The sequence below is a fragment of the Saccharopolyspora pogona genome, assembly GCF_014697215.1.
GTDB classification, from domain to species: domain Bacteria; phylum Actinomycetota; class Actinomycetes; order Mycobacteriales; family Pseudonocardiaceae; genus Saccharopolyspora; species Saccharopolyspora hattusasensis.
In genome coordinates this window covers 3,249,151-3,270,457 of record NZ_CP031142.1, presented here as the reverse complement: position 1 = coordinate 3,270,457, position 21,307 = coordinate 3,249,151, and the positions used below count along the sequence as shown (strand labels likewise).

Below are 21,307 nucleotides of genomic sequence, written 5' to 3'. Positions count from 1 at the left end.
GCCGTGTTCGCGGTAGGTGCGGCGGACCTTGGCAGACATTTCCGGGGCGACTTCATCGGCAAGCGCTTCTTCTCCCGGGCCGACACCGCGCGGGAGGACCGCAAGCACCTGGTCGGGCTGCTGCCCGAAGACCCCGACCTGGTGCTGGGCGAAGGCGCGCAGCTAGTGGAGGCACCGGAGCTGCCGGAGCGCGGCCGGGTCCTCGGAACCCACGTGCAGACGTGGGAGCACTGATTCGCCCTTCTGAGCGCCCGGCACGCGCAGCGGTGGCCGACGATCTGTAGCGGCCGATCGGAGCCATGCACTTCGCCGGTGACTGGACCTCGCCCACCGCCGGGACGCACGGTGCTCTCGGTGCGGCCAAGCGTGTCGCCGATGCAGTACTCACCGAAGAAACGTAGTGCGGAGGCCCCCGGATTTATCCGTGGGGAGGAAGCACGTCAAGCCGTGATGAACGCGTCCAGCGGTAACCATCCCACCAGATGATTACTGGTGTCGGCCCGCTGTGTAAAATGATCAGTGTGAGGACGGCGTACAGGGTTCGGGCCTATCCCGACCCCGGGCAAGCGGCCCAGCTGGGCCGGACGTTCGGGTGCGTTCGCCTCGTGTGGAACAAGACCCTCGTCGAACGCCACCGCTCCTACCACGCAACCGGCACAAAGACCTCCTACAAGGAGACCGACGCCGCGCTGACCGCGTGGAAGAAGACCGAAGAGCTGGCGTTTCTGTCCGAGGTGTCGTCGGTGCCGTTGCAGCAGACGTTGCGGCACCAGCACACCGCCTACGCGAACTTCTTCGCTGGACGTGCTCGCTACCCGCGCTTCAAGTCGCGTAATGGACGTCGGTCGGCGCATTACACGCGCAGCGCGTTTAGCCTGCGCGATGGAAAGCTGAAGCTGGCCAAGCACAACGCGCCGCTTGAGTATGTGTGGTCCTGGGGTGCAGAGGTTCTTCAGTCTCTGAATCCGATTATGGTGATCGTTTCCGGCGAGGCTGACGGCCGCTGGTACGTGACCTTCGCCGTGGACACCGACGAGCCCGAACACGCCCCGGTCACCGGCCGCACGGTCGGCGTTGACCTGGGTGTGAAGGACTTCGCTGTGCTGTCCACCGGGGAGAAGATCCCCAACGCCGGCCACTTGGACCGTAAGGCCCGCAACCTTGCCCGCTATCAACGTCAGATGGCCCGCATGCAGCGCGGTTCAGCGAACCGCCGCAAGGCTGAAGCCAAGGTTGCCCGGGCGCACCGCAAGGTGCGGCACGCGCGGCAGGACTTCCTGCACCGCACCTCAACGGACCTGGTTCGTAACAATGACCTGGTCGCGGTCGAAGACCTCGCGGTGAAGAACCTGGTCCGCAACCGAAAACTGGCCAAGGCGATCTCCGATTGCGGGTGGAGCGAGTTCCGGCGCCAGCTCGAATACAAAGCCGAGCGAGCGGGAAAGATCGTCGTTGTGGTTGACCGCTGGTACCCGAGCTCAAAGACCTGCTCGAACTGCGGGCACCTGCTGAAGAACCTGAAACTGTCGGTGCGGCACTGGACGTGCCCCGACTGCGGCACTCGGCACGACCGGGACCACAACGCCGCGAAGAACATCCTTGCCGCTGGTCGAGCGGTAGCCGGGTGGAAATCCGGCGATGCCTGTGGAGCTGGTGTAAGCCGGGGCGAGCTTGCTCGCGCGCAGTCGGCTATGAAGCAGGAAACCCAACCTGTGAAGGTTGGATTCCCCCGCCTTTAGGCGTGGGGAGGGAGTCAACATGCGGGAATCGCCGTGCGGTGAGGTGCACGTTAGGTGCCGCCGCTCTCCAGTCCGCCAGGGCACCACTTGAAGAGCGGCGGCTCTCATCCTCGATTTGCCGGCTGACGCGGCTTGATCCGGGGATGGCCGAGGTTAGGCCTGGTGGAGCACGCCCGAGCGGGCGGTGCCCCAGATGGGGATGTCCCGCAGTTCGGTCGGGCTTACCTGGTAGGGATCCTCGTCGAGGATGGCGAAGTCGGCGAATTTGCCCGGCTCCAGGCTGCCCGCGGTGCGCTCCATTCCGAGCATGTGCGCGGCATCCACCGTGATGGCGCGCATCGCGCGGTCAACGCCGATGCGCTCACCCGGGGCGAGCACGGTTCTGCCATCGGCCCCGAAGCGGTTGACCGCCACCCAGGCCGCGGTGAGGGGGTGCATTGGCACCGCGACGAGGGAGAAGTCCGAGTGGAGGGCGAACGTCACGCCCTCGCGCTCCAGCGACCCGAGCCGTCCCACAGCCTCTGACCTGTCCGGGCCGTAGCCCTCGTGACTGTGCACGTGGCTGCGGTAGTGGACGAAGTAGCAGTTGACGCTGGCTTGCGCGCCCAGTGCCTTCATCCGCCGGGCCTGGTCGGGCGTGCTGATGCAGTAATGCTCGAGGGTGAAGCGGTGATCGAAGCGAGTACGGGTGTTCTGCAGTGCCGCCAGCGCGTCGAGTGCGGCGTCGATGCTCTCGTCCCCGTTGGCGTGGCAGTGGATCGGAATGCCCGCTTCCCAGAAGGGAAGCATGCGTTCGTGCAGCTGCTCCCATGGCACGTCGTTGCGCACGCCGTTGCTGAGATCGAGATAGCCGGGGAAGCGCACGCGCAGGGACATGGCGGGGAACGAGCCGTCGGCGAGGAACTTGACTCCGTGGAAGAAGAGCGTTTCGCTGTTGCGCCCGTGCAGCTCGGCCAAGTGGTGGGTGGCCTTGGCGCCGTGCTGGTCGTGAAGGGTCATCTCGTAGGAGACCAGCGCCATCCGCACGGGTGTGGTGGGATCGTTGAACGCGGCGTCGTGAATGCGCCACTCGTGCTCGGGGTCGGTCAGGCCGAACAGCAGTTCCGCAGTGGTGGTGACGCCCGAGTGCACGGCCAGTCTGGCCATGTCGCGCAGGCCTTGTTCTCCGGTGTCCTCCACGAGATCGGCGGCCGAGCGGCCTACGGCGGCCTTGTGCGCGGCGAGCTCGATGAATTGGCCGTTGAGCCGGCCATCGTCGTACCGTCCGACGCCGTGCACGGTACTGTCCTCGCCGACGTGCGTCGTCTTCAGCGCGGCGCTGTTGGCGTACAGGAAATGCGGTGCATAGGAGATGATGAACACCGGCCGATGACCCACCACCGCGTCCAGTTCGTCGCGATGCAGGTGTCCACCTTGGATGGCCGGGTCGAATCCCCAGGCGACCAAGGTCTTGCCGGGTGGCATCTTGTCGTCGAGGGCGCGCAGCTCCGCCACGACGCTCTCGCGCGTGGGGTGCCCCGGGTTGGTACCGCACGGACCCGGCGAGTCGATCGGGCCGACGTAGGGCACGCCGAGGTAGCCGGAGGAGAGCGCGAAGTGGGTGTGCGGGTCGATGAAGCCCGGCATGATGACCTTGTCGCGCAAGGTGTCGTCCACCTCGTAATCGTGCCGGTCGAGCCACGGCTTCATCGATTCGACACTGCCAGTGGACAGCACTCGGCCGTCCATGACGGCGACGGCGGACGCACTCGGACGTCCCGGGTCCATGGTCAGCACGCGCCTGGCGGGGAAAACGGTGATCTTGGGGCTCATTTTGTGTAGGTGGCGGAGACCCCCGGCTTTAGCCGTGGGGAGGAGCCACCCCACCTCCTAATCAGTTCTGGGAGTGAGCCATCCGGCAAACTCCTGGTGGTAGCCGGCCGGGGGTGAGCACTCTTGCCTCCTGGACTTCGAGTCCTGAGGAAAGACAGTGCCCCTGCCGGTAGGCTGGGAGAGTTGATCGCTGCTTTCGTGATTTACACTGATCAAGCCTTTACAGGGTGTTCCCGCGGGGTGTGGGACGTGGCCTGTGGAGCGGGTGTAAGACCTCTGGGCGCTTCCCGCGTCCCTCGCCTTAACCGGGGAGGCAACCGGCGACGAAGCAGGAAGCTTCCGCCGCGAGGCGGAAGGGATTCCCCCGGCTTTAGTCGTGGGGAGGAAACTCAAGAGGACATCGCTCCAGGGTGGAAAGCCGGGTTGGGGTCGGAGAGAGAGCGGCGAGAGGTTTCGGGAATACGCCACGCCGCGACGAGCGCGACAACCGAAGCGATCACGAGGTAGTAAGCGGGCGCCAGCGGGTTACCGGTCGCCCCGATCAGGAACGTCGCGATGAACGGTGCCGTTCCGCCGAACACCGCGTAGGCGAGGTTGTAGGTGAGCGCGGAGGCCGTGTAACGAACCCGCGTGGGGAACAGCTCGACGAGCATCACCGCGGTCACGACGTTGCAGGACACGGCACCGAGTGCCAGCAGCAGTTGGCCGATGACCGCCATGGCCAGCCCGCTGCTCCCGGCCAGCAGGAACGCGGGAAGTCCGCCGACGACCAGGAGGCCGGCGGCGGTGAACATGGTCATGCGCCTGCCGACCCGGTCCGAGATGCGGCCGACGACCGGGCACAGCGCAGCCGCGAACAGCAGGGCGAGCACATTGGACAGGAGCGTGGTCGATGCGTTGTGGCCCGCGGTGACCTTGAGATAGGTCGTCATGTAGGTAGTGAACATGTAGAACGACAGCGCGGTGGTGCAGATGAACAGCCCGAGTTTGGCCATGGATCGTCCGTGCGATCGCAAGGCTTCCCGCACCGGTGCCGAGGAGACCGCCTCGTTGTCCGATACCTGCTGGAAATCCGGTGTCTCGTCGAGCTTCTGACGGATGTAGAAGCCGCACACGCCGAGTGGTGCCGCGATGAGGAACGGGAGTCGCCAGCCCCACTCGGTCATCGATGCGGCGCCGAGCGCGCCGCTGCACGTGAAGGACACGATGCCCGCTGCGCCGAACGCGGTGAAGGTGCTCACCGGGAGGAAGCTCGAATACCAGGCGCGCTTGTCCGTGCGGCTGTGCTCCAGTACGAACGCGCAGGCGCCGGCGTACTCGCCACCGGTGGAGAATCCCTGCACGCAACGGATCAGCACGAGCAGGATCGGCGCGACGATGCCGATCGTGGCGTGGGTTGGCAGGATGCCGAGGGCGACCGTGGATCCGGCCATGAGCAGGATGGTGATGGCCAGGGTGCGTTTGCGGCCGATGCGGTCGCCCAGCGCGCCGAAGTACGCCCCGCCGATGGGACGCAGCGCGAAGGCGACTGCGAACGCGGCGAAGGTCTTGAGCAGACCGGCCGTCGGGTCGTTGCTGGGGAAGAAGTTGGTGGCGATCTCGGTGGCGAGGAAACCGTAGAGGGCGAAGTCGAACCATTCGACGAAATTGCCGATGGATGCCGCGTAGATGACCTTGCGCAGCATCTTCGCTTCTTGGGCGGCTTGCTTTGTCATGGCACCTTCTAGGTGGCTGGTGTTTTCCGGGAAGTACCCGGCAGGTGCCTCGAACTTCGAGGCTTCAGCGTGGACTGATTCGATCGGCGACCGTCTTTCCGGTCGTCTACGGAGATCTCAGTCATGTCCGATTTGTCCGGATCGGTCTTTTGATGAAAATGAGGCCGTTCGACACCAGTCACCTAGGGTCAGTTGCTGGTGAAGACGCACTCCTTAGCATTGACAGCGCACTGAATCTCGCGGACCGCCACGCGCGAAGGGTCCTCCGACGCGTACTCGAGCGCGCCCTCGAGCCAGGCCTCGAACAGGTAACAGGCCCTGTCGACGGATCGCGTCGAGCCCGCTACCGGCAGCAGCGCGGAATGCGCCACCCGTACCTGCAGCACACCGTGGCCGGGGTCAAGTTCGTCGATCTCGAAGCGTCCCCACCCGCGGCGGCTCAGGCGGTCCAGGTAGTGCCGCACGATCGCGGCTCCGGACAGCCCGAGGCGCGTGGCCTCGTGGGCGCACCAGTGTCGCGCCGAGCGGCGGCCAGCGCCGCGGAACAGCTCGGCGGCGGAGTCCCGGCCGACGTGCCGCTCCACGGCATCCAGGTTGTTCACGAGCAGGTGCTGGGGCACCAGCACCATGGGCAGACCGTCGACGCTCCACCTGCCCGTTTCGGCATCGACCTCGACCGTTACCGGCAGCTCACGTGCCCCGGAGTTCTGCATGCAGAAATAATACAGAGCGCCTAAGATGGGTCAAGGGTCGCGAAATCGCTATGCCAGGATGGTCGACATGGGACGGCGGCAGCGAACGCAGATGGAACGGGCCTATGCAGAGATCAAAGCGCGATACATGACGCTGCGCCTCGCCCCCGGCGAGTGGGTCGACGACATGCAGCTGAGCCAGGAGCTGGGGCTGAGCCGTACGCCGCTGCGCGAAGCGCTGTTCCTCCTCGCTTCCGAGGGGCTCATCAAGGCCCAGGCGGGTGGCGGCTTCACCGTGCGACCGCTGGACATCGCCGGCATCAGCAGCCTGTTCGAAGCGCACATCGTCACCGCGAAGGCGATCGCGAGACTGGTGGCCATTCGCGCTCTCCCCGAGGAAATCACCGAACTCCGCGAGGCCGATGCGCTGGTCAACGACGGGATCCGGCGACGGTCCGCGCCCGATATCGCCGAGGCCAACGCTGCGCTGCACAACCTGGAAGCCCGCATCGCGCGGAATGAGTACCTCTCGGCGCTCGCCGCCCGGATCTACGACGAGGGGCAGCGGCTGGGTTACCTCGCGTTCGGTGGCGCGGAGGACTGGAACGCCAGCCGCCTCGATGACCACTTCACGCGGGTCAGCCACGATCACTCCGCGCTCATCGACGCCTACCAGGACCGCGACCCGGAGAAGGCGGAAACCGTTGCGGTGAGCCATGTTCGCTTGTTCCGCGAGCGCATCCTCACCTACATCGCGTCCAGCGGCGCCGACGAGGTCGACCTCGGCGGCGACGTCATGACGTCGGTCCACCTCACCACCGAGGACCTGCAACGGGCCATCGCGGATGGGAAGCGGCGAGAAGCGAACGCCTGACCCGCGGGTCGGTTATGCGGGCTCCCGCACGCCACCACCGTCAGACTAGTCCACAGTGGATATTTGTATCTGTCGGACGATCGAGCTCGGCAAATTAGTAAATTTGAGTGAAAATTCGGGGTCACCGGAAGAGTGCCGATGGCTTGGCGAGGCACTCAGGGGCCACGAATTCGAACGCAGAGGGCCGAGGTGCGTTCGAGCGGATCGGCGAGGACAACAACGGTGGAGTGTCGGCGGACGAATCACTGGACACCTTTGCGGCCACCGCTACGGGCGACTCGACGTCGAGCCGATCGCCATCTGAGATGACACACGAGACGACCGGCCTGGGACAAGGATGCTGGATCCCCGGCCGGTCGTTGCGAGGAGGACACGTGCAACTGCTCCTGCGGATCGGCTTAGCGCTGCTCGCACTGGGCGAAGGCATCCCCACGTTGTGGGCCGCGCTCTCCCCGTTGTCGTTTCACCTCGGCTTCCCCACTCCGGAGCTCGCGTGGCTGACCGGGTTCCCGCCTTTCAACGAGCACATGACGCGCGACTTCGGGCTGATCGGGCTCCAGTTCGTGCTGGTCGTGGCATACGCCGCGGTGTCGATGCGGTGCACGCTGGTTCGCGTGGTCTTGGCAGCCTCACTCGTCTTCAACGTTCCGCACCTGATCTACCACCAGCACCACGGTGCGACCGGTAACGCGGTGCAACTCCAGGTGATCTCCCAGGTCGCACCGATCGCACTCGCCGTCCTGCTGCTGATCATCAACGAACTGGCGAACCGGCCGACACCACGCGAATCCACCGCGGAACAGGCGTGACTGCTGAGCTCGCGTCAGCAGGGCACCATCGTGACGGCCAGCCGGTTGTCAGTGTTGATCAAGGATACCGTCCACACCAGACGAACGAGCTGAGTTCGGTCGAAGTGCTCCGCGGCCGGGCGGTAGTCCTCGTCGGACAAGCCGTTCTGGTCGAACCCGCGAACAACGAACAAGGCTGGACCGTCCGCACCGCCGGACGTGACCGATGGCCCACCGTCGACTACGACGGACTAATCCTCTCCGCCCGCCTCCGCCACTGGGCGCACGAAAAACGGTCGATGGAAACTGTCGCCTTCGCCGGTTTCGGGGGGCGGCGGTGGGGTGGCCAGTAGTACCGCCGAGATCTCCAGTTCCATGCCGAACAGGTCGGATTGGACGATGGCGCGGGCCGGGGGCGGGTCGGCGACGAAGTCGCGGTAGATCTCGTCGAATCGCGCCCGGTTGTCGGGGTTCCGCAAGTAGACGGTGACCATGGTCGCGCTCCGCAGGGAGCTGCCCGCCGACCGGGCCACCGCCTCCACGTTGTGCAACGCCTGCCGGGCCTGGACGTCGAACGGGGAGCGGGTGAGGCGGGTGCCGTCGGGAAGTCGTGGTGTCTGCCCGGAGATGAAGACGAAGCCTCCGGCTGTGACCGCCTGCGAGTAGGTTCCGGCCGGTGCCGGGGCGTCGGGCGTGGCGACGGCTTGCATGGCTTTGTTGCTCACAGGTTTCCCTTGATGTGGAAGGATTTCGACAAGGTCCTTTCAAACGAGGGCTCTTGCCGGCTGCGGGCTTCCGCCAGGCGCACGATGATCGAGTTGAGCAGTGCGGTGGCGGCGACCGTGGAGTTGAAGAAGCTCAAGCTGTCGTGGCGCACCATCAGGGGGTGCAGGAGCGGGTCGATCGGCAGCGGTGCCAGCGCGCTGTCGGTGACGACGACGCAGGAGGCGCCGACGGATACGGCCCGGTTGGCGACCTGGATCGTGCGGTCGTCGTAGACGGGGAAGGTGAACGCTAGGACGGCGTCGCCGGGTTCGATCATTTCGAGGTCGTCGACCAGCGTGCCGCCGATGTCGCCTAGCAGGCGCACCGAGGGGCGCACCTTCCTGAGGTGGAAGTAGGCCTGGTAGGCAAGGCTGAACGAGGTGCGGAACCCGCAGACGAAGACGTTGGTGGCCTGCCCGAGTGCGGTGGTCGCGCGCGTCAGCGCGGAGAGGTCGATCTCGTCGATGGATTGCTGCAGCGCGTCCAGGTCGTTGCGCAACGACTCCAGCGCGACGTCGTGGGTGTCGCGCTCCGTGTGCTCGCCGGATGGCGTTGGCGCGCCGCGAAGTTCTTCCCGGAGCGCGTCCTGCATCCGCGGGAAGCCGTCGTAGCCGATCTTGATCGCGAACCGGACCACGGTCGACTCGCTGACGCCCAGTTTCTCGGCGATCCGCATCGCGGTCAGGGAACCCGCCTCAGCTGCGTGGGAGATGCAGAAGCGCGCGATCTTGCGCTGGCTCTTGCTCAGCTGGTCGTAGCGAACCCTGACCCGCTCCGGAAGAGAGTCTGCCCCGTTGTTCACCTGAACCCCCTTCTGGCTCGTCCGGTCAGGTCGGTACGTGGTCGGGCCACGCGCATCGTCACCATTGTTCCGGGAGCGGCTTGGGCCATCCGCCCGAGATCGGGCTCCGACACTACACCGATTACCGGATACCCCCCGGTGGGCGGATGGTTGGCGAGGAAGACGAGCGGCTGCCCGGATGGCGGCACCTGGATCGAGCCGGGATGGACGCCTTCCGTCGGAAGCTGGTCGTGGCGGCGCTGGTCGAGGCGCGGGCCGGTCAAGCGTGCGGCGATGCGGTTGACTTCGGTGCTGACCAGCCAGGTCGCCGTGACGAAGGTGCGGCGCGCCTCGTCGGTGAACCAGTCGTCCCGCGGTCCCCAGTGGATTTCCAGGTCGAGCCGTGCGCTGGCGGAGGCGTTTTCGACGAAGACGTCGCTCGGCGTGCCCGGCGTGCCGCGGCAGGATCCGATCGGGATGACGTCGCCGAGCTTCAGCGGGGGAGGTCCCAGGCCGGACAGCGAGTCCGTCGACCGGCTCGACAGCACCGGTAGCACGGCGATGGCGCCGGCGACCGCCAGGTAGGTCCACAGGCCGTAGGCGGGCTGGCCGGTGGTGAGGACGTCGCCGGCTCGGGCGTAGGTCCAGGTGTTCCGCGGTACAGGCACCGTGCCGAGGTAGGCGGGCACCGGTGCGCCGGCGAGGCTGAAGCCGACCGGTTCGGTGAACCGGACCGCGAGCCCGCCCAGCAGGAACTCGATCGCAGCCGCGTCCGGCAGGTTTCCGACCAGGCGGTTGGCCTGGGCCAGGGCCAGCGGGTCCATCGCTCCGGCGCGGGGCACGCCGAGGTGGCCACAGCCGGCTCGGCCGCCGTCCTGGACGGTCGCCTGCGGACCGGTGGCGAGCACTTCCATCAACGGACCTCGTAGAAGACCACGCGATCGCCGACGTTGACGGAGTTCGGCGGTTGGGCCCGCGCGTCCCACAGGGGCGGGCCCGCCCGGGTGCCGATCAGGTTCCACCCGCCGGGAGAATCCAGGGGGTAGATCACCGTGAACTCGTTGGCGATCGCGAGGCTGCCCGAAGGCACTTTCACGCGCGGGCTCGGCCTGCGGGGGACGCGCAGGACGTCGGGGAGCTCCGCGAAGAACGCCTGCCCGGGGGCGAACCCGAAGAAGGCGACCCGGTACTCGGTGCCGGAGTGGTGCTTCACGACCTCGCGCACCGACAAGCCGGTGCGCTCCGCGACGGCGGCGAGGTCGGGCCCGTCGTATCGGACTGGGACGACCACCGTCTTGCCGCCGCGCTCGTCCGCATCGGGCAGCTTCGTCGCGCCGATGGCCTGGGCGATCCGGCGCAGCGCGGTGATGTCACCGAGCAGGAAAACCGTCCGCGCGGCGGGGATGATCTCGGTCAGGCCGGGCGCGCACGGGTGGTCGCGCACCCATGCGGCCAGCCGGTGCGGGTCGGATCGCGGCGGAAGCTCGACTAGGAGGCCGCGGTCACCGACGCGTTGCACCGAGGTGACGGCCTCATCCAACGACGGCCACCTCCCCGGACAACGAGCGCAACGCCACTCCGGCTTCCTCCAGAGCTTCACGGGCGGCTGCGGCCAGTGCCGACGCGCCGGGCGAGTCGGAGTGCACGCACACCGAGGCGACCGGCATGTCGAGCACCGTCCCGTCGATCGCGGTGACGGTGCGCTCGGTGGCGAACTGCACCGCCCGGCGTGCAGCGACCCGGGGGTCGATGATCACGGCACCTGGTTCACCGCGCGGGACGAGCAGGCCCTCGGCCGTGTAGGCGCGGTCGAGGTAGCCTTCGGCGACCGTGCTCAGGCCCGCGTCCTGGACGGCGCGCCAGAACGCGGTGCCGGGCTGGCAGAGCACAGGCAGGTCCGGGTCGAAGTCCCGCACCGCGTCGATGATCGCCCGGGCATACGATTCGTGCTGCACGGCGGCGTGGTAGAGCGCGCCGTGGACCTTCACGAACGTGATCGGCGCCTGCTCCGCGGAAGCGAACGCCGAGAGCGCGCCCAGCTGGTAGAGCACGTCGTTGCTCAAGGTCGCGCGGGGCACCTGGATGAACCGGCGCCCGAAACCGATCACGTCCCGGAAACCCACTTGCGCGCCGATGGCGACGGACCGCTGGCGCGCGGTCCGGCAGGTGCGCCGCATGATGTCCGGATCGCTCGCGTGGAACCCGCAGGCCAGGTTGGCATCGGTCACCAGGCCCAGCAGCACTTCGTCGTCGGCGATGACCCATGCGCCGTAGCCCTCTCCGATGTCGGTGTTCAACGAGAGGGTCACTGTCGCGGTGGGGTGCGGTTGTGTCATCGTGCCTCCAATCCCTGCCGCCCACATCCGGTCCGGCTGCTCGTTCGACGTGCAAGGGACCGGTCCGGAGGCGGCTCCGGGGCGTCTGCCGTTAGCTCGCCCGATGTTCGGAGCTTGCATCATTTCTAAATATGACGCAAGGGTGCTCCTTGTCAAAGTTGCTGCGCCGGGTGTGAATCAAGTATGCGATTCATCTTTTACTTGACTGAATGGAGCCTGCCGCGATTCGCGAAAGCCGAAACGTAGCCGCCCTTGCGTCATCGTGATGCGTGGTGCAGGATCGGTCGGCATCCGGAGCGCTTCCCCGCCAGACACGGGACACACGGGACCAATCCGTCGATACCGGGTTTCCACCACGTCGACCGCGGCGCTTGGCACCGATCCAACGCCTGCGAGCGGACGAGCCTGAGGAGCGAAAGATGCGCAACGCCTCGAATCCCGTCACCACAGCAGTCGTCGCAGCCGGCGCTCGCTTCCTGCGCGCCGTACCGGAACCGGCGGCCACGTCGTGAACCCGGAGGTGGGTGGTTCGGTCGGCATCTTCGACGCGGGGATCGGTGGCCTGCCGTTGGCCGCGGTGCTGCGGCGCCGTGCTCCGCAGCACCGGCTGGTGTACCTGGGCGATGCCGCGCGCCGCCCGTACGGTCCCCACCCAGGCACCGAGGTCGCACGTTTTCTCGGTCAGGCGGAGCAGTTCTTCGTGCGAGCGGGCTGTGATGCGTGGGTCATCGCGTGCAACACCGCCAGCGTGGTGGCCGCAGAAGCCGACGTGGGCGAAATTCCTTTCGTCGACATGGTCTCCGCGGTCCGCGAGGCGGTCCGAACGGCACCGGAAGGTCCGGTGGGAGTGCTAGCCACCGCGGGCACCGTCGCCAGTGGAGCGCTACCGCGGGCACTTCCCGAACGGGAGGTGTTCCAAGTGGCCACGGAGGAGCTCTTGCGGTTGGCCGAGGAAGGCGGCGGCGATGACCCGGTAAGGCTGCGGTGCCTCGCCCGGCGGGCAATGGAGCAGATCACCGCGGCGGGCTGCACGTCGGCCGTTCTGGCCTGCACCGACTTCACCTGCATCCTGGACACGATGCGCGCCGCGGCACCCGGCTTCGCACTCATCGACCCCTTGGAAAGCGCCGCTGACCTGACCCTCGGCCTGCTCCAGAAGCCGGGCAGCCCCCGCGCCGACCAGGGAGACCTCTACTGCCTCACCGGGCCACACCCGACCGACGGCGTCGCGTTCGCGCGGGTGTTCGGACTCACCCTGCCCCCAGTGCGCACCGTAACCATCGACAACGACCTGATTGGAGTGCACCACCGTGAGTGAGATCTACCAGCCGACGAGCCGATTGCTGCGACTGGACGTGCCGGAACGAGCAGCGACGGAGGGCGCGTCGCTGCGCGAACTGGAACGCGAACTCGAACGAACCCCGGCCGGCCCGGATTTCCTCGACATCACCTACGCCGACACCCACCGCTTCCCGCCCGACTCGTGGGTTCTGGACGAGTTCGTCAAAGCCGCCTCGGGCGCGGGGATGACCTACACCCCGTACCGGGGTGACGCAGGAGTTCGCCGAGCCGTGGCCGAACACGTCAGCGCCTTCCTCGGTGAACAGCTCGACCCCGACGGCGAGATCATCCTGACCCCGGGAACCCAAGCAGGTCTCTACACCGCCCTCTCGGCGATCATCGAGCCGGGCGACACCGTGGTGCTGCCCGACCCCGACTACATCACCAGCGAACGATCCGTGCGCTACCTCGGCGCGGACGTCCACCCCGTTCCGCTGCTGTGGCCCGAGGGGGAATCCCCCCGCCTCGACCTGGACGTGCTCGCGGCCGGGTTGCGGCAGGAACCGAAGTTGGTGATGCTCTCGCACCCCAACAACCCGACGGGTGCGGTGTTCGATCCTTCGCACGTGGCGGAGATCGCCGCGCTCGTCGCTGACAGCAGCGCGCTGCTGCTCGTCGACCAGCTCTACAGCCGGCTGGTGTACGACGGCAAACCCTTCGCGCACATGATCTCCGAATCCGGCATGCGCTCCAGGACCATCACCACGCTCGGCCCGAGCAAGACCGAGAGCCTCAGCGGCTACCGCATCGGCATGGCCGTGGCACCGCCGGAGATCATCGACCGGATGGAAGACGTCATGAGCGTCGCCGCGCTGCGCTGCCCGGCCTACGCGCAGCACGTCCTGACCCGCTGGCTCGACGACGACACCGGCTACGTCGCCAAGCGCATCGGCGAATACCAGTCCCTGCGCGACGTCAGCGTGGCGGCGCTGAGCGAGATCCCCGGCGTGGACGTCCGGCCCGCCGGCGGCTCGGCGTACCTGTTCCCCGGCTTCCCCGGAATCGACGCCACCGACCAGGAAGTGGCCATCGCGCTCAAGCGCGACGCCGGCCTCGTGGTGAACCCCGGCTACCAGTTCGGCCCCCGCGGCCGCAAGCACTTCCGCATCTGCTTCGCCCAGGACGAGAAGGCTTGGGGCGCAGCACTGAAGCGCATGGCCGCCGTGCTGCACAGCTTCCCCCGCGCCTAGCACCTCAACGCCGAGTTCCACGCTCGCGGTCCCGCCAGGCCGGCGAAGCAACACCCTCCCGGCGAGCGGGGTTCGGACTCGGACCCCGATGCCGTGCAACCACCAAGCGCCCGCGGAGCAGCGCGGCGTCACGGTCGATATCCGCCACCCACCCAGAGGAATCGAGATGGCAACGACCCAGGAACTCGGAACATCCGAAGTGGACAAGAAGACCCTCCGCCGGGTCACCGTGGCCGGCTCGGTAGGAGTTTTCGTCGAGTTTTACGACTACGGCGTCTACGGCTTCCTGGCCAGCACGATCGCAACCGTGTTCTTCCCCAAGCAGGACGGCACCGCCGCGCTGCTGCTGACGTTCAGTATCTTCGGGCTCACGTTTTTCGTGCGCCCGGTCGGCGGTGTCGTCTGTGGCTACCTCGGCGACCGGATCGGCAGGCAGCGCACGCTGGTCCTGGTGCTGATGCTGATCAGCGGATCGACGGTGGCCATCGGCCTGCTGCCCACCTATGCGGCCGTCGGCGTCGCCGCCCCGATACTGCTGCTGGTGCTGCGGCTGGCGCAGGGATTCTCTGCGGGCGGCGAGAGCGCTGGCGCGATGTCGTTCGTCGCGGAGTACGCGCCGGAGGGCCGCCGCGGCATGCTCACCAGCCTGTCGCAGCTCGGGTCCTACGCCTCGCTCCTGCTCGGCGCCGTCGTCACCACCGTGCTCACCGAAACCCTCGGCACCGATGCGATGACCGAGTGGGGCTGGCGAATCCCGTTCCTGCTCGCCGTGCCGATGGCCGTGATCGGCTTCTACATTCGCAGCAAGCTCGACGAAACGCCGAAATTCCAACAGCTGCGCAAGGATTCCGCCCCGGCGCGCAACCCGCTGAAGGAGACGCTGGCCTCGGCCGAGCACCGCAAGGCCGTGCTGCTGGCCATCACGATCCCGATCCTCAACGGCACCGGCTACTACGTCCTGTTCAGCTACATGCCCACCTACCTGAACAAGACCCTGCACTTCTCCGTGGTCCAGGGACTGCTGATCACCGTGTGCACCCTGATCGCGATCATCGCCGCGATCCCGGTCGCCGGGCGGCTGTCGGACCGGATCGGCCGCAAACGCACCATCGCCGGGTCGGCGCTTTCCCTCGTGGTCCTCGGCTACCCGTGCTACTGGCTGCTCACGCAGGGCTCGGTCGCGCTTGCCACCGTCGGTGGCGTGATCATGGCGGTGCTGTTCGCCGGGCACACCGGCGTCATCCACATCGTGCTGGTGGAGCTGTTCCCCACCCGGCTGCGCTACACCGCCTACGCGCTCGGCTACAACATCTCGACCGCGGCCTTCGGAGGTTCCGCGCCGTTCCTGATGACCTACCTCATCTCGGCCACCGGAAACAGCGCGATGCCCGCTTACTACCTGGTGCTCACCGCCGCGGTGACCGCCCTGGCGGTGCTTGCCATCCCGGAAACCGCGCACAGCCCGCTGAAGGAGAGCTGATATGCCCGTTGATCGGCTGATCAAGGTCGCCCGCGTGTTCGACGGGGAGGGCCTCACCGGAACGACCGGCGATGTGGTGGTCGCGCTCGCCGGAACGAAGATCGCCGCGGTCGGACCCGCGGCGGAACTGCAGGCGCGCTGGCGGGGCATCGCGCTCGACCACTACCCGACCGGCACCCTCACCCCGGGGTTGATCGACTCGCACGTCCACCTGACGATGCCGGGGGACGGCACCGCCTACGAACCCGCGGTGAACCGCGAGGCGAGCACCCGATTCGCCGTCGCCGCGCAGAACCTGCGCAAGCACATCGCCGCCGGGGTGACCACCGTGCGCGACCTCGGCTCGCACCCGGACTTCCTGGGCTGGTTGCCGGCCGACCCGAGCGAGCTGCCGCGTCTGCTGCGCTACGGAATGCCGGTGACCGGAGTGCGTGGGCACATGCACCTCTTCGGCGGTGGAGCCGCCGACGCCGCGCAGGCCCAGAAGGTCGCGCGCCGCAACATCGAGCTCGGCGCTGACGGCATCAAGATCGCCGCAACCGGCGGCGGTACCCTGAACACCGTCCCGCACCAGGAAACCCTCACCGGGGAACAGATCGGTGCCGCAGTGTCGGTCGCGCACGAGCACGGGCTGCTGTCCACCACGCACGCCCTGTCGAACGAAGCCATCCGACGGGCCGTCCTCGCCGGCAGCGACGGCATCGAGCACATCGCGTTCCTCGCCCCGGACGGCTCCAGCAGGTTCGACGAGCGCCTCGCCGAACTGGCCATCGCACACGGCACGACATTCGGATCCACGCTGGGCTGCAACTTCCACTACATCCGCGACGCGGAGGCAGGCCGGATCTCCGCCGACGACCTCGACGAACAGCGCCAACGAACCTCGTACTACGTCAGCAACGCCGGGCGGCTGCGGACGATGGGCGCGCGCATCGCACCGGCCTCCGACGCCGGATGGAAGCACACGTCGTTCGGTGACTTCGCCAGCGAACTGCACCTGCTAGTGCTCGCCGGTTACCAGCCCGCCGAGGTGCTGCGCATGGCCACCAGCGGCAACGCCGAATACCTGCGCCTGGCCCACGAGATCGGCTTCGTGCGCGAAGGACACATCGCCGACCTGGCCGTGTTCGACGGCGACCCCACCCACGACATCGAGGCCACCCGCGCGGTCCAGGCGACCTACCGCGCCGGCCGCCGCGTCATCTGACGGAAGTAGGGAAGTTGTTCCGGTGAAAGAAAAAGTTGTCGTTGCGGCCGTGCAGATGGACGTATCCCTCCTCGACGCGAGCAAGAACCTGGAAAGGATGAAAGCCGCGATCGAGGCGGCCAGGCTGGCGCAGGACGTGGATCTGGTCGTCTTTCCCGAGCTGGCGAACATCGGGTACATCAAAGGCCGCGACAAGCAGTTCGGCGGGCAGTATATTAAGCACGCGGAGAAGATACCGGGTGAATTCACCCAAGCTCTAGGAGAATTGGCGGACGAGCACGACGTCCACATCATCTCCGGGATGGCCGAGGCGCACCCCACGATCCCCGGGACCCTCTACAACTCCGCCGTCCTGATCGGCCCGACCGGAGATCTGCTGGGCGTACACCGGAAAGCGCATATCCCCGGGTACGAGAAGCATTACTTCGTGCCCTCGCACACCCACGCCAGCGATGTGTTCGAAACCGACCTGGGCACGATCGGAATCGGCGTCTGCTACGACAACCAGTTCGCGGAACTGACCAGGACGTACGCGTTGAAGGGCGCCGACATCCTGGTGATGCTGTGGAACATGCCCAGCTTCTCCAACGGCGGCACCATACTCCACAACCTCACCTCGGTGCGCGCCTTCGAGAACAGGATGTACTCCGTCTCCTGCAACAGGATCGGCGCGAACCACGAGATCGAATTCTTCGGATACAGCGCGATCGCCAACCCAGTGGGCGAGCTGATCGCGTCCGCGGAGGGCGGGGAAACCATCATCTACGGCGTTCTGGAACGAGATGTGCTTCTCGAGGAAAGATCTCAAATGACCATCTTCAGGGACAGGAGGCCCGACTTGTACGGCGAGGTGGTCAAGCCCCTATGAAGAGCGGTTAGCGGACGAACCGAGCCGCCGCGCCGACCGGAAGGACGAGACGTGCAGCCGCAGCGGTCACCCACGACGTCGTGCTGGCCAGTGGGTGCCCGAGTGTCACCAGGCCGACGACGGCCGGGGACCCGGCCCCGAGGTAGAAGGCCTCGTACAGCGCGGCGGTGATCGCGCCGCGCTTGCCCGCAGGCGCGGTTGCATCGATGGCGGCGGCTCTGCACCTCCGTAGGCAAAGCCGTGCCCGGCGCCGGGCACGACAGGATTGGGCCATTCGTGCGAATCTTCGTCGTCGTCCTCATGGGCGGCGGTGTGGTTGCCGATGATCGGTTCCGGTTCCGGAACAGGTCGCTGGGGAACGGGAGGAACTTCCGCTGGGACAGCCGAGGAACGGGCAGGACTCTCTCCTTTCGGGGTTTCACCCGTCACACTGCCGACTTTGCCAGGATTGGATTTCCCGATCCGGCGGCGCTCGGGGGCACGTGTCGAACCTGCGTCGCCAGCCGTATCCGCCGCAGCAACACTACCCGGCGCTCCCGCCGCACTACCCGGTTCCGCCGCCGCAGCCGTACTTCTTCCAGCGGAAGCGTTGGCAGGAGCAGGCGAAGCGGGTTGTCCTCACGGTGGTCGCGCCGTGGATGGCGGCGCGGTTCCTGCTCAAGCCGAAGACCGGTGAACGGGTTCGTGACCGGAAACTGATGCTGCTTGCGTCCTTGCGCGCGGTGTTCGTCACGTCGGTGGTGGTGGCGGCGGTCGTTGGCTTCCGGCGGGCGGGGGGCGTGCTCGTCGGCTCGCTGGAGGTCTTTGCGCACATCTGGTTGCCTGCTGCGGTGCTCGTTCCGGTGCTGTTCGTCGGGCTGCTCGTGGCGACGCGGTCCGGTCAGCGCAGCAGGTTGTTGCCGGGAGCGCTGCGGATGCTGTGGCGGTTGCTGCTCGGCGCGGTCTGCCTCTCGTTGTCGTTGCTGGTGCTGGGGCAAGTAGCCGATGACTCCCCGTCGGTGGAGCGCGGAACCCTGCGCATTGTGGAGGACGGCCGCGTAACGGACCGCTACTACGAGACCACCCGCGACGGGGACGGCAACCTGATCACCCGCTTCGACAACGGCGACAGGGTCTCCTCCGATGAGGAGGAGGGCAACGCGCTCATCGAGAGCGTCGGGGCGCTGATCAGCTACGTCTGGTTCCCGATTCTCGGCTGTTGTGCCATGTACTGGGCGGCGCGGTCCGGGCTGTGGTTGGGCGAGGTCCATCCGCTGCTCGGGTTGATGGGTTCGGTCGTGCTGATGTTGCTGGTCACCGGGCAGGGAGTGGCTGAGCTCGGCTCCGCGGGAACGTTGTTGCTCGTGCTGGTGGGTTGTGGAGTTGTCGGGACGCTGGTGCTCGCGGTCTTCGAGTTCAGGCGGGCTCGGGCGGTCGGATTCCGGGTCCGCAGCGGGCCGGAACCGGTGCAGCAGGACAGCGGCGCTGCGTCACCCGATGCTCCGACGTTGCCGCGCGGACTTCGAGCACTCGACCAGCTTCCGGGAGCCGCCGGAAATTAGGGGGTTTCGGCGCAGTACCGGCAGCGGGCGGGTCGCATCGCGGCAGGTGCCGGCAACGCGGTCGCGGTCGTGGGACGCGGGATCGCGAGGCCGTTTGGCCCGATCGTCCGCTTCGTGCGGCGAAAGCAGGTGGCACGCCAGGTTGATGCGGCCAAGCCGCGAATGTTCGCCGTCGTGGTCTTCCCGTGGTTGACGGCCAGATACCTGTTCAAACCCGAGGTCGGCCCGCTGCATCGGGATCGGTTGCTGGATCGGCTCGGTTTTTGGCGCACGGTCGCCGGTTTGGTCGTCGTCGTCGCCACCACGATCAGATTCCGGGGCCCGTCGGATCTGTTCTGGGACCTGGTGGGGAAGGGGTATGCCACCATCGGGCTCGCGGTGTTCATCGCGCCATTGCCGATCTTGATGGCACTCGATGCGCGGCGGAACGGCTACGGCCCCCAGCTGTGGAGCGGGTTCGTGCGGATGGTCAAGCGGGCAGCCCTCGCGCTGATCGTGATTCCGCTGCCGCTCGGGGTCATCGTCGGCGTGGTGTTGCTGGCCTTCTTAGCGGCTTGGCTGACCTTCGTCGTGGCTTTGCCGCTGATCCTGCTGGGCGTAGTCGCGCTGGTGTGGTGCGTGCCGTTCGTGGTGTGCACGTTTTTCTGGGCTGTGCGCACCAGCGTGTGGATGAGCGAGGTAAACCCGTTGCTCGCGCCACTCGCGGGCACCGCGTTCGCGGTGTCGATCAGCATCCAGGAGCTCGTCGGCGGCGACACCAGGAACGTTCCGCCCGCGTTGTGGCTCACGCTGAACATCTTCGGACTGATCACCACGGTGTTGCTGGGAACCGCCGAGTACCGGCATGCCAAGGCCCTCGGCTACCGGCTGCTGCGCTTCCAGGAGGCGGTTGCGGCGCCGGTCGATCCACCGCGGCCGAGCTCGGGGTTCGTCCGCCCGGTGCTGCGCGACCTGGGCCGCTTGGCCCGCGAGCACTACCGCTACATCCGGCAGTACGACCGGTAGGCGGTCCGCCCAGGTCGGCGAGCCCTGGTTCGCGGTTGCGCACCGCGCCTGCGACCGCGTCTTCGCGCACGCCACCGCCACCGGCCGCCGCCCCGTTGCTGGCCTGGTTGCGGTCGGAGGCTGACCAGCTTTTTCTTCGGTGGTCAACAAGGAAGCGCCGCAGTGGGTGCTTGGGGCGGTCTACGAACTGGCCGACACCCGTGATCTGCCGCTGGCGGCCCAGAGCGAGGACAGCGGTCTGTTCTACCGGATGCGAGCCCGGCACCTCCGCTGGAGCGCCAGCAGTGCCCGGCCGCCGCTGGGAGCGATTTCTTGCTGGTCAACTGTTGATCGAATTCGGTCGGATCTGTGCGGTGGACGCAACGCCGGCGGGCGTGGTGCGTCTTTCTTGCTGACAGAGCGGTGAGAAACCGCGGACACGCCAAAGGAAAAGGGGAGCACGATGCTCAAGCGTCACCGTATGACGACAGCCATCACCGGCATTCTGGGTGGAGCACTGCTGGTCACCGGCTGCGGAGCCGCCGCCGCACTACAGCCCTCGCCGGCGCCCGGGCGTGACGCGGGCAATGCCGGTATGGCCTCGGGCGGGGGCGGCGGGGACATCGGCACGTCGAATTGCTCGGAGGCCGATTTCCTCGCCACCGCGACACCTGTGGAAGGCGAGCCCGGCAGTTTCATCGTGGCGTATGGGAACCGGTCGGACAAGACCTGCACGATCAACGGCGGCGTGCCCAACCTCAAGGGCGTGGACATGAGCAACTCGCCGATCGAGGACCTGCCCGTCGAGGACGTGCGGCTTCCCGACGCGGCCAAGGAATTCACTCTCCAGCCCGGCCAGAGCGCATACGCCGGCATCGGCATGATCCTGGCCGGCAGCGGCGACCCGAACGCTCATGTCCTCACCGGGTTCCGGTCCTCGCTGCCGGACATGTCCGAGGCCCAGCCGGTCAACGTCCTCGGCGACGACGAGGTGAAGTTCGCCGCGAAGTACCTGCGAGTCAGCTCGCTGGTGCCTACCGCAGACGAACTGCGGAACTAAAACCCATGTGGGTCCCGCAGAATCAAACTCGCCGTGCGATCGGTCGTGCCGTGTCCGCGCAGGTGTCGTGACGGTAGCTGGCGACGGCGACTGTGCACTCCCTGTGGCAGCGCGAGCCCGATGGCTTCATCGAG

Annotated in this window: 25 protein-coding genes; 15 read left to right on the top strand and 10 right to left on the bottom strand. The window is 67.1% G+C overall.

Annotated features, from left to right (window positions below; all coding sequences use genetic code 11):
- Positions 1–3 precede the first annotated feature (3 nt).
- The 3 genes from DL519_RS14970 (at position 4) to DL519_RS14965 (ending at position 1,739) form a co-directional block, all read left to right on the top strand.
- Positions 4–234: a hypothetical protein gene (locus DL519_RS14970; protein WP_190824618.1), complete on the top strand. Its 231-nt coding sequence runs from the start codon at positions 4–6 to the stop codon at positions 232–234.
- 65 nt (positions 235–299) lie between these two features.
- Positions 300–401: an FAD-dependent oxidoreductase gene (locus tag DL519_RS49960; RefSeq protein WP_397544947.1), complete on the top strand. Its 102-nt coding sequence runs from the start codon at positions 300–302 to the stop codon at positions 399–401.
- A gap of 111 nt (positions 402–512) precedes the next feature.
- The gene (locus tag DL519_RS14965) at positions 513–1,739 is read left to right on the top strand and encodes an RNA-guided endonuclease InsQ/TnpB family protein (protein ID WP_263399644.1); all 1,227 of its coding nucleotides are present in this window, start codon (positions 513–515) and stop codon (positions 1,737–1,739) included.
- Between the two features lie 153 nt (positions 1,740–1,892).
- On the opposite strand, the gene DL519_RS14960 is transcribed toward DL519_RS14965, so the two are convergent.
- The 3 genes from DL519_RS14960 to DL519_RS14950 all read right to left on the bottom strand — a co-directional run bounded on the left by DL519_RS14960 (position 1,893) and on the right by DL519_RS14950 (position 5,979).
- A complete protein-coding gene (locus tag DL519_RS14960; protein WP_190815638.1) occupies positions 1,893–3,551 on the bottom strand; it encodes an amidohydrolase in 1,659 nt (552 codons plus the stop codon).
- Positions 3,552–3,940: 389 nt separating this feature from the next.
- On the bottom strand, positions 3,941–5,266 hold the full coding sequence (locus DL519_RS14955; protein ID WP_190815637.1) for an MFS transporter: 1,326 nt from the start codon (positions 5,264–5,266) through the stop codon (positions 3,941–3,943).
- Positions 5,267–5,454: 188 nt separating this feature from the next.
- Positions 5,455–5,979 carry a DUF5943 domain-containing protein gene (locus tag DL519_RS14950; RefSeq protein WP_190815635.1) on the bottom strand — a complete coding sequence of 175 codons (525 nt, stop codon included), beginning with the start codon at positions 5,977–5,979 and terminating at the stop codon, positions 5,455–5,457.
- A gap of 67 nt (positions 5,980–6,046) precedes the next feature.
- Here DL519_RS14950 and DL519_RS14945 point away from each other — a divergent pair, with 67 nt between their 5' ends.
- Positions 6,047–6,832 (top strand): GntR family transcriptional regulator, encoded by a 786-nt coding sequence (locus DL519_RS14945; protein ID WP_223839012.1) that lies wholly within the window; start codon positions 6,047–6,049, stop codon positions 6,830–6,832.
- Positions 6,833–7,206: 374 nt separating this feature from the next.
- Positions 7,207–7,641: a hypothetical protein gene (locus DL519_RS14940; RefSeq protein WP_190815633.1), complete on the top strand. Its 435-nt coding sequence runs from the start codon at positions 7,207–7,209 to the stop codon at positions 7,639–7,641.
- A 14-nt stretch (positions 7,642–7,655) separates the two neighbouring features.
- Here DL519_RS14940 and DL519_RS46435 read toward each other — a convergent pair whose 3' ends face one another.
- Positions 7,656–7,814 carry a carboxymuconolactone decarboxylase family protein gene (locus tag DL519_RS46435; RefSeq protein ID WP_223840471.1) on the bottom strand — a complete coding sequence of 53 codons (159 nt, stop codon included), beginning with the start codon at positions 7,812–7,814 and terminating at the stop codon, positions 7,656–7,658.
- On the opposite strand from DL519_RS46435, the gene DL519_RS14935 reads away from it, so the two are divergent.
- Positions 7,746–7,973, top strand: coding sequence for a type I-E CRISPR-associated endoribonuclease Cas2 (locus tag DL519_RS14935; RefSeq protein WP_223840288.1), 228 nt, complete (start codon positions 7,746–7,748; stop codon positions 7,971–7,973). The genes DL519_RS46435 and DL519_RS14935 overlap by 69 nt on opposite strands.
- Here the strand turns inward: DL519_RS14935 and DL519_RS14930 are convergent.
- The 5 genes from DL519_RS14930 to DL519_RS14910 are packed head-to-tail and all read right to left on the bottom strand — an operon-like array spanning position 7,872 to position 11,502.
- Positions 7,872–8,345, bottom strand: a complete 474-nt coding sequence (locus DL519_RS14930; RefSeq protein ID WP_223839010.1) for a RidA family protein — start codon at positions 8,343–8,345, stop codon at positions 7,872–7,874. The genes DL519_RS14935 and DL519_RS14930 overlap by 102 nt on opposite strands.
- Positions 8,342–9,187: a MurR/RpiR family transcriptional regulator gene (locus tag DL519_RS14925; RefSeq protein ID WP_190815629.1), complete on the bottom strand. Its 846-nt coding sequence runs from the start codon at positions 9,185–9,187 to the stop codon at positions 8,342–8,344. Before DL519_RS14925 ends, DL519_RS14930 begins: the two co-directional genes overlap by 4 nt.
- Positions 9,184–10,080, bottom strand: a complete 897-nt coding sequence (locus DL519_RS14920) for a 5-oxoprolinase subunit C family protein (RefSeq protein ID WP_190815627.1) — start codon at positions 10,078–10,080, stop codon at positions 9,184–9,186. The genes DL519_RS14925 and DL519_RS14920 overlap by 4 nt, the downstream gene beginning before the upstream one ends.
- Complete coding sequence (locus tag DL519_RS14915) at positions 10,080–10,706, bottom strand: 5-oxoprolinase subunit B family protein (protein ID WP_190815625.1); 627 nt, start codon at positions 10,704–10,706, stop codon at positions 10,080–10,082. Before DL519_RS14915 ends, DL519_RS14920 begins: the two co-directional genes overlap by 1 nt.
- Positions 10,699–11,502 (bottom strand): LamB/YcsF family protein, encoded by an 804-nt coding sequence (locus tag DL519_RS14910; RefSeq protein WP_190815623.1) that lies wholly within the window; start codon positions 11,500–11,502, stop codon positions 10,699–10,701. The genes DL519_RS14915 and DL519_RS14910 overlap by 8 nt, the downstream gene beginning before the upstream one ends.
- A 508-nt stretch (positions 11,503–12,010) precedes the next feature.
- Between DL519_RS14910 and DL519_RS14905 the strand changes: the two genes are divergently transcribed.
- From DL519_RS14905 to DL519_RS14885, 5 genes are all read left to right on the top strand, one after another.
- Positions 12,011–12,820: a glutamate racemase gene (locus DL519_RS14905; RefSeq protein WP_223839008.1), complete on the top strand. Its 810-nt coding sequence runs from the start codon at positions 12,011–12,013 to the stop codon at positions 12,818–12,820.
- Positions 12,813–14,033, top strand: a complete 1,221-nt coding sequence (locus DL519_RS14900; protein WP_190815619.1) for an aminotransferase class I/II-fold pyridoxal phosphate-dependent enzyme — start codon at positions 12,813–12,815, stop codon at positions 14,031–14,033. Before DL519_RS14905 ends, DL519_RS14900 begins: the two co-directional genes overlap by 8 nt.
- 166 nt (positions 14,034–14,199) lie before the next feature.
- Positions 14,200–15,513: an MFS transporter gene (locus tag DL519_RS14895; protein WP_190815617.1), complete on the top strand. Its 1,314-nt coding sequence runs from the start codon at positions 14,200–14,202 to the stop codon at positions 15,511–15,513.
- 1 nt (position 15,514) lies between these two features.
- Positions 15,515–16,720: an amidohydrolase family protein gene (locus tag DL519_RS14890; protein WP_190815615.1), complete on the top strand. Its 1,206-nt coding sequence runs from the start codon at positions 15,515–15,517 to the stop codon at positions 16,718–16,720.
- Positions 16,721–16,769: 49 nt separating this feature from the next.
- The gene (locus DL519_RS14885; protein WP_190815614.1) at positions 16,770–17,588 is read left to right on the top strand and encodes a carbon-nitrogen hydrolase family protein; all 819 of its coding nucleotides are present in this window, start codon (positions 16,770–16,772) and stop codon (positions 17,586–17,588) included.
- Positions 17,589–17,595: 7 nt separating this feature from the next.
- Here the strand turns inward: DL519_RS14885 and DL519_RS14880 are convergent, their stop codons facing one another.
- A complete protein-coding gene (locus tag DL519_RS14880; RefSeq protein ID WP_223839003.1) occupies positions 17,596–17,862 on the bottom strand; it encodes a hypothetical protein in 267 nt (88 codons plus the stop codon).
- Positions 17,863–18,070: 208 nt separating this feature from the next.
- Here DL519_RS14880 and DL519_RS14875 point away from each other — a divergent pair, with 208 nt between their 5' ends.
- The 4 genes from DL519_RS14875 (at position 18,071) to DL519_RS14865 (ending at position 21,173) form a co-directional block, all read left to right on the top strand.
- Positions 18,071–19,129 (top strand): hypothetical protein, encoded by a 1,059-nt coding sequence (locus tag DL519_RS14875; RefSeq protein WP_190815612.1) that lies wholly within the window; start codon positions 18,071–18,073, stop codon positions 19,127–19,129.
- A 129-nt stretch (positions 19,130–19,258) separates the two neighbouring features.
- Positions 19,259–20,134 (top strand): hypothetical protein, encoded by an 876-nt coding sequence (locus DL519_RS14870; protein WP_190815610.1) that lies wholly within the window; start codon positions 19,259–19,261, stop codon positions 20,132–20,134.
- Positions 20,135–20,273: 139 nt separating this feature from the next.
- The gene (locus DL519_RS46430) at positions 20,274–20,540 is read left to right on the top strand and encodes a hypothetical protein (RefSeq protein ID WP_223839001.1); all 267 of its coding nucleotides are present in this window, start codon (positions 20,274–20,276) and stop codon (positions 20,538–20,540) included.
- Positions 20,541–20,594: 54 nt separating this feature from the next.
- Positions 20,595–21,173, top strand: a complete 579-nt coding sequence (locus DL519_RS14865) for a DUF4232 domain-containing protein (protein WP_223838999.1) — start codon at positions 20,595–20,597, stop codon at positions 21,171–21,173.
- Positions 21,174–21,307: the final 134 nt, after the last annotated feature.

Excerpts from the sequence above, each read along its gene's own strand:
- DL519_RS49960 (WP_397544947.1), top strand. The coding sequence starts at position 300 with ATGCACTTCGCCGGTGACTGGACCTCGCCCACCGCCGGGACGCACGGT.
- DL519_RS14965 (WP_263399644.1), top strand. The coding sequence starts at position 513 with ATGATCAGTGTGAGGACGGCGTACAGGGTTCGGGCCTATCCCGACCCC.
- DL519_RS14960 (WP_190815638.1), bottom strand. The coding sequence starts at position 3,551 with ATGAGCCCCAAGATCACCGTTTTCCCCGCCAGGCGCGTGCTGACCATG.
- DL519_RS14955 (WP_190815637.1), bottom strand. The coding sequence starts at position 5,266 with ATGACAAAGCAAGCCGCCCAAGAAGCGAAGATGCTGCGCAAGGTCATC.
- DL519_RS14950 (WP_190815635.1), bottom strand. The coding sequence starts at position 5,979 with ATGCAGAACTCCGGGGCACGTGAGCTGCCGGTAACGGTCGAGGTCGAT.
- DL519_RS14945 (WP_223839012.1), top strand. The coding sequence starts at position 6,047 with ATGGGACGGCGGCAGCGAACGCAGATGGAACGGGCCTATGCAGAGATC.
- DL519_RS14920 (WP_190815627.1), bottom strand. The coding sequence starts at position 10,080 with ATGGAAGTGCTCGCCACCGGTCCGCAGGCGACCGTCCAGGACGGCGGC.
- DL519_RS14910 (WP_190815623.1), bottom strand. The coding sequence starts at position 11,502 with ATGACACAACCGCACCCCACCGCGACAGTGACCCTCTCGTTGAACACC.
- DL519_RS14895 (WP_190815617.1), top strand. The coding sequence starts at position 14,200 with ATGGCAACGACCCAGGAACTCGGAACATCCGAAGTGGACAAGAAGACC.
- DL519_RS14890 (WP_190815615.1), top strand. The coding sequence starts at position 15,515 with ATGCCCGTTGATCGGCTGATCAAGGTCGCCCGCGTGTTCGACGGGGAG.
- DL519_RS14880 (WP_223839003.1), bottom strand. The coding sequence starts at position 17,862 with ATGGCCCAATCCTGTCGTGCCCGGCGCCGGGCACGGCTTTGCCTACGG.
- DL519_RS14865 (WP_223838999.1), top strand. The coding sequence starts at position 20,595 with ATGACGACAGCCATCACCGGCATTCTGGGTGGAGCACTGCTGGTCACC.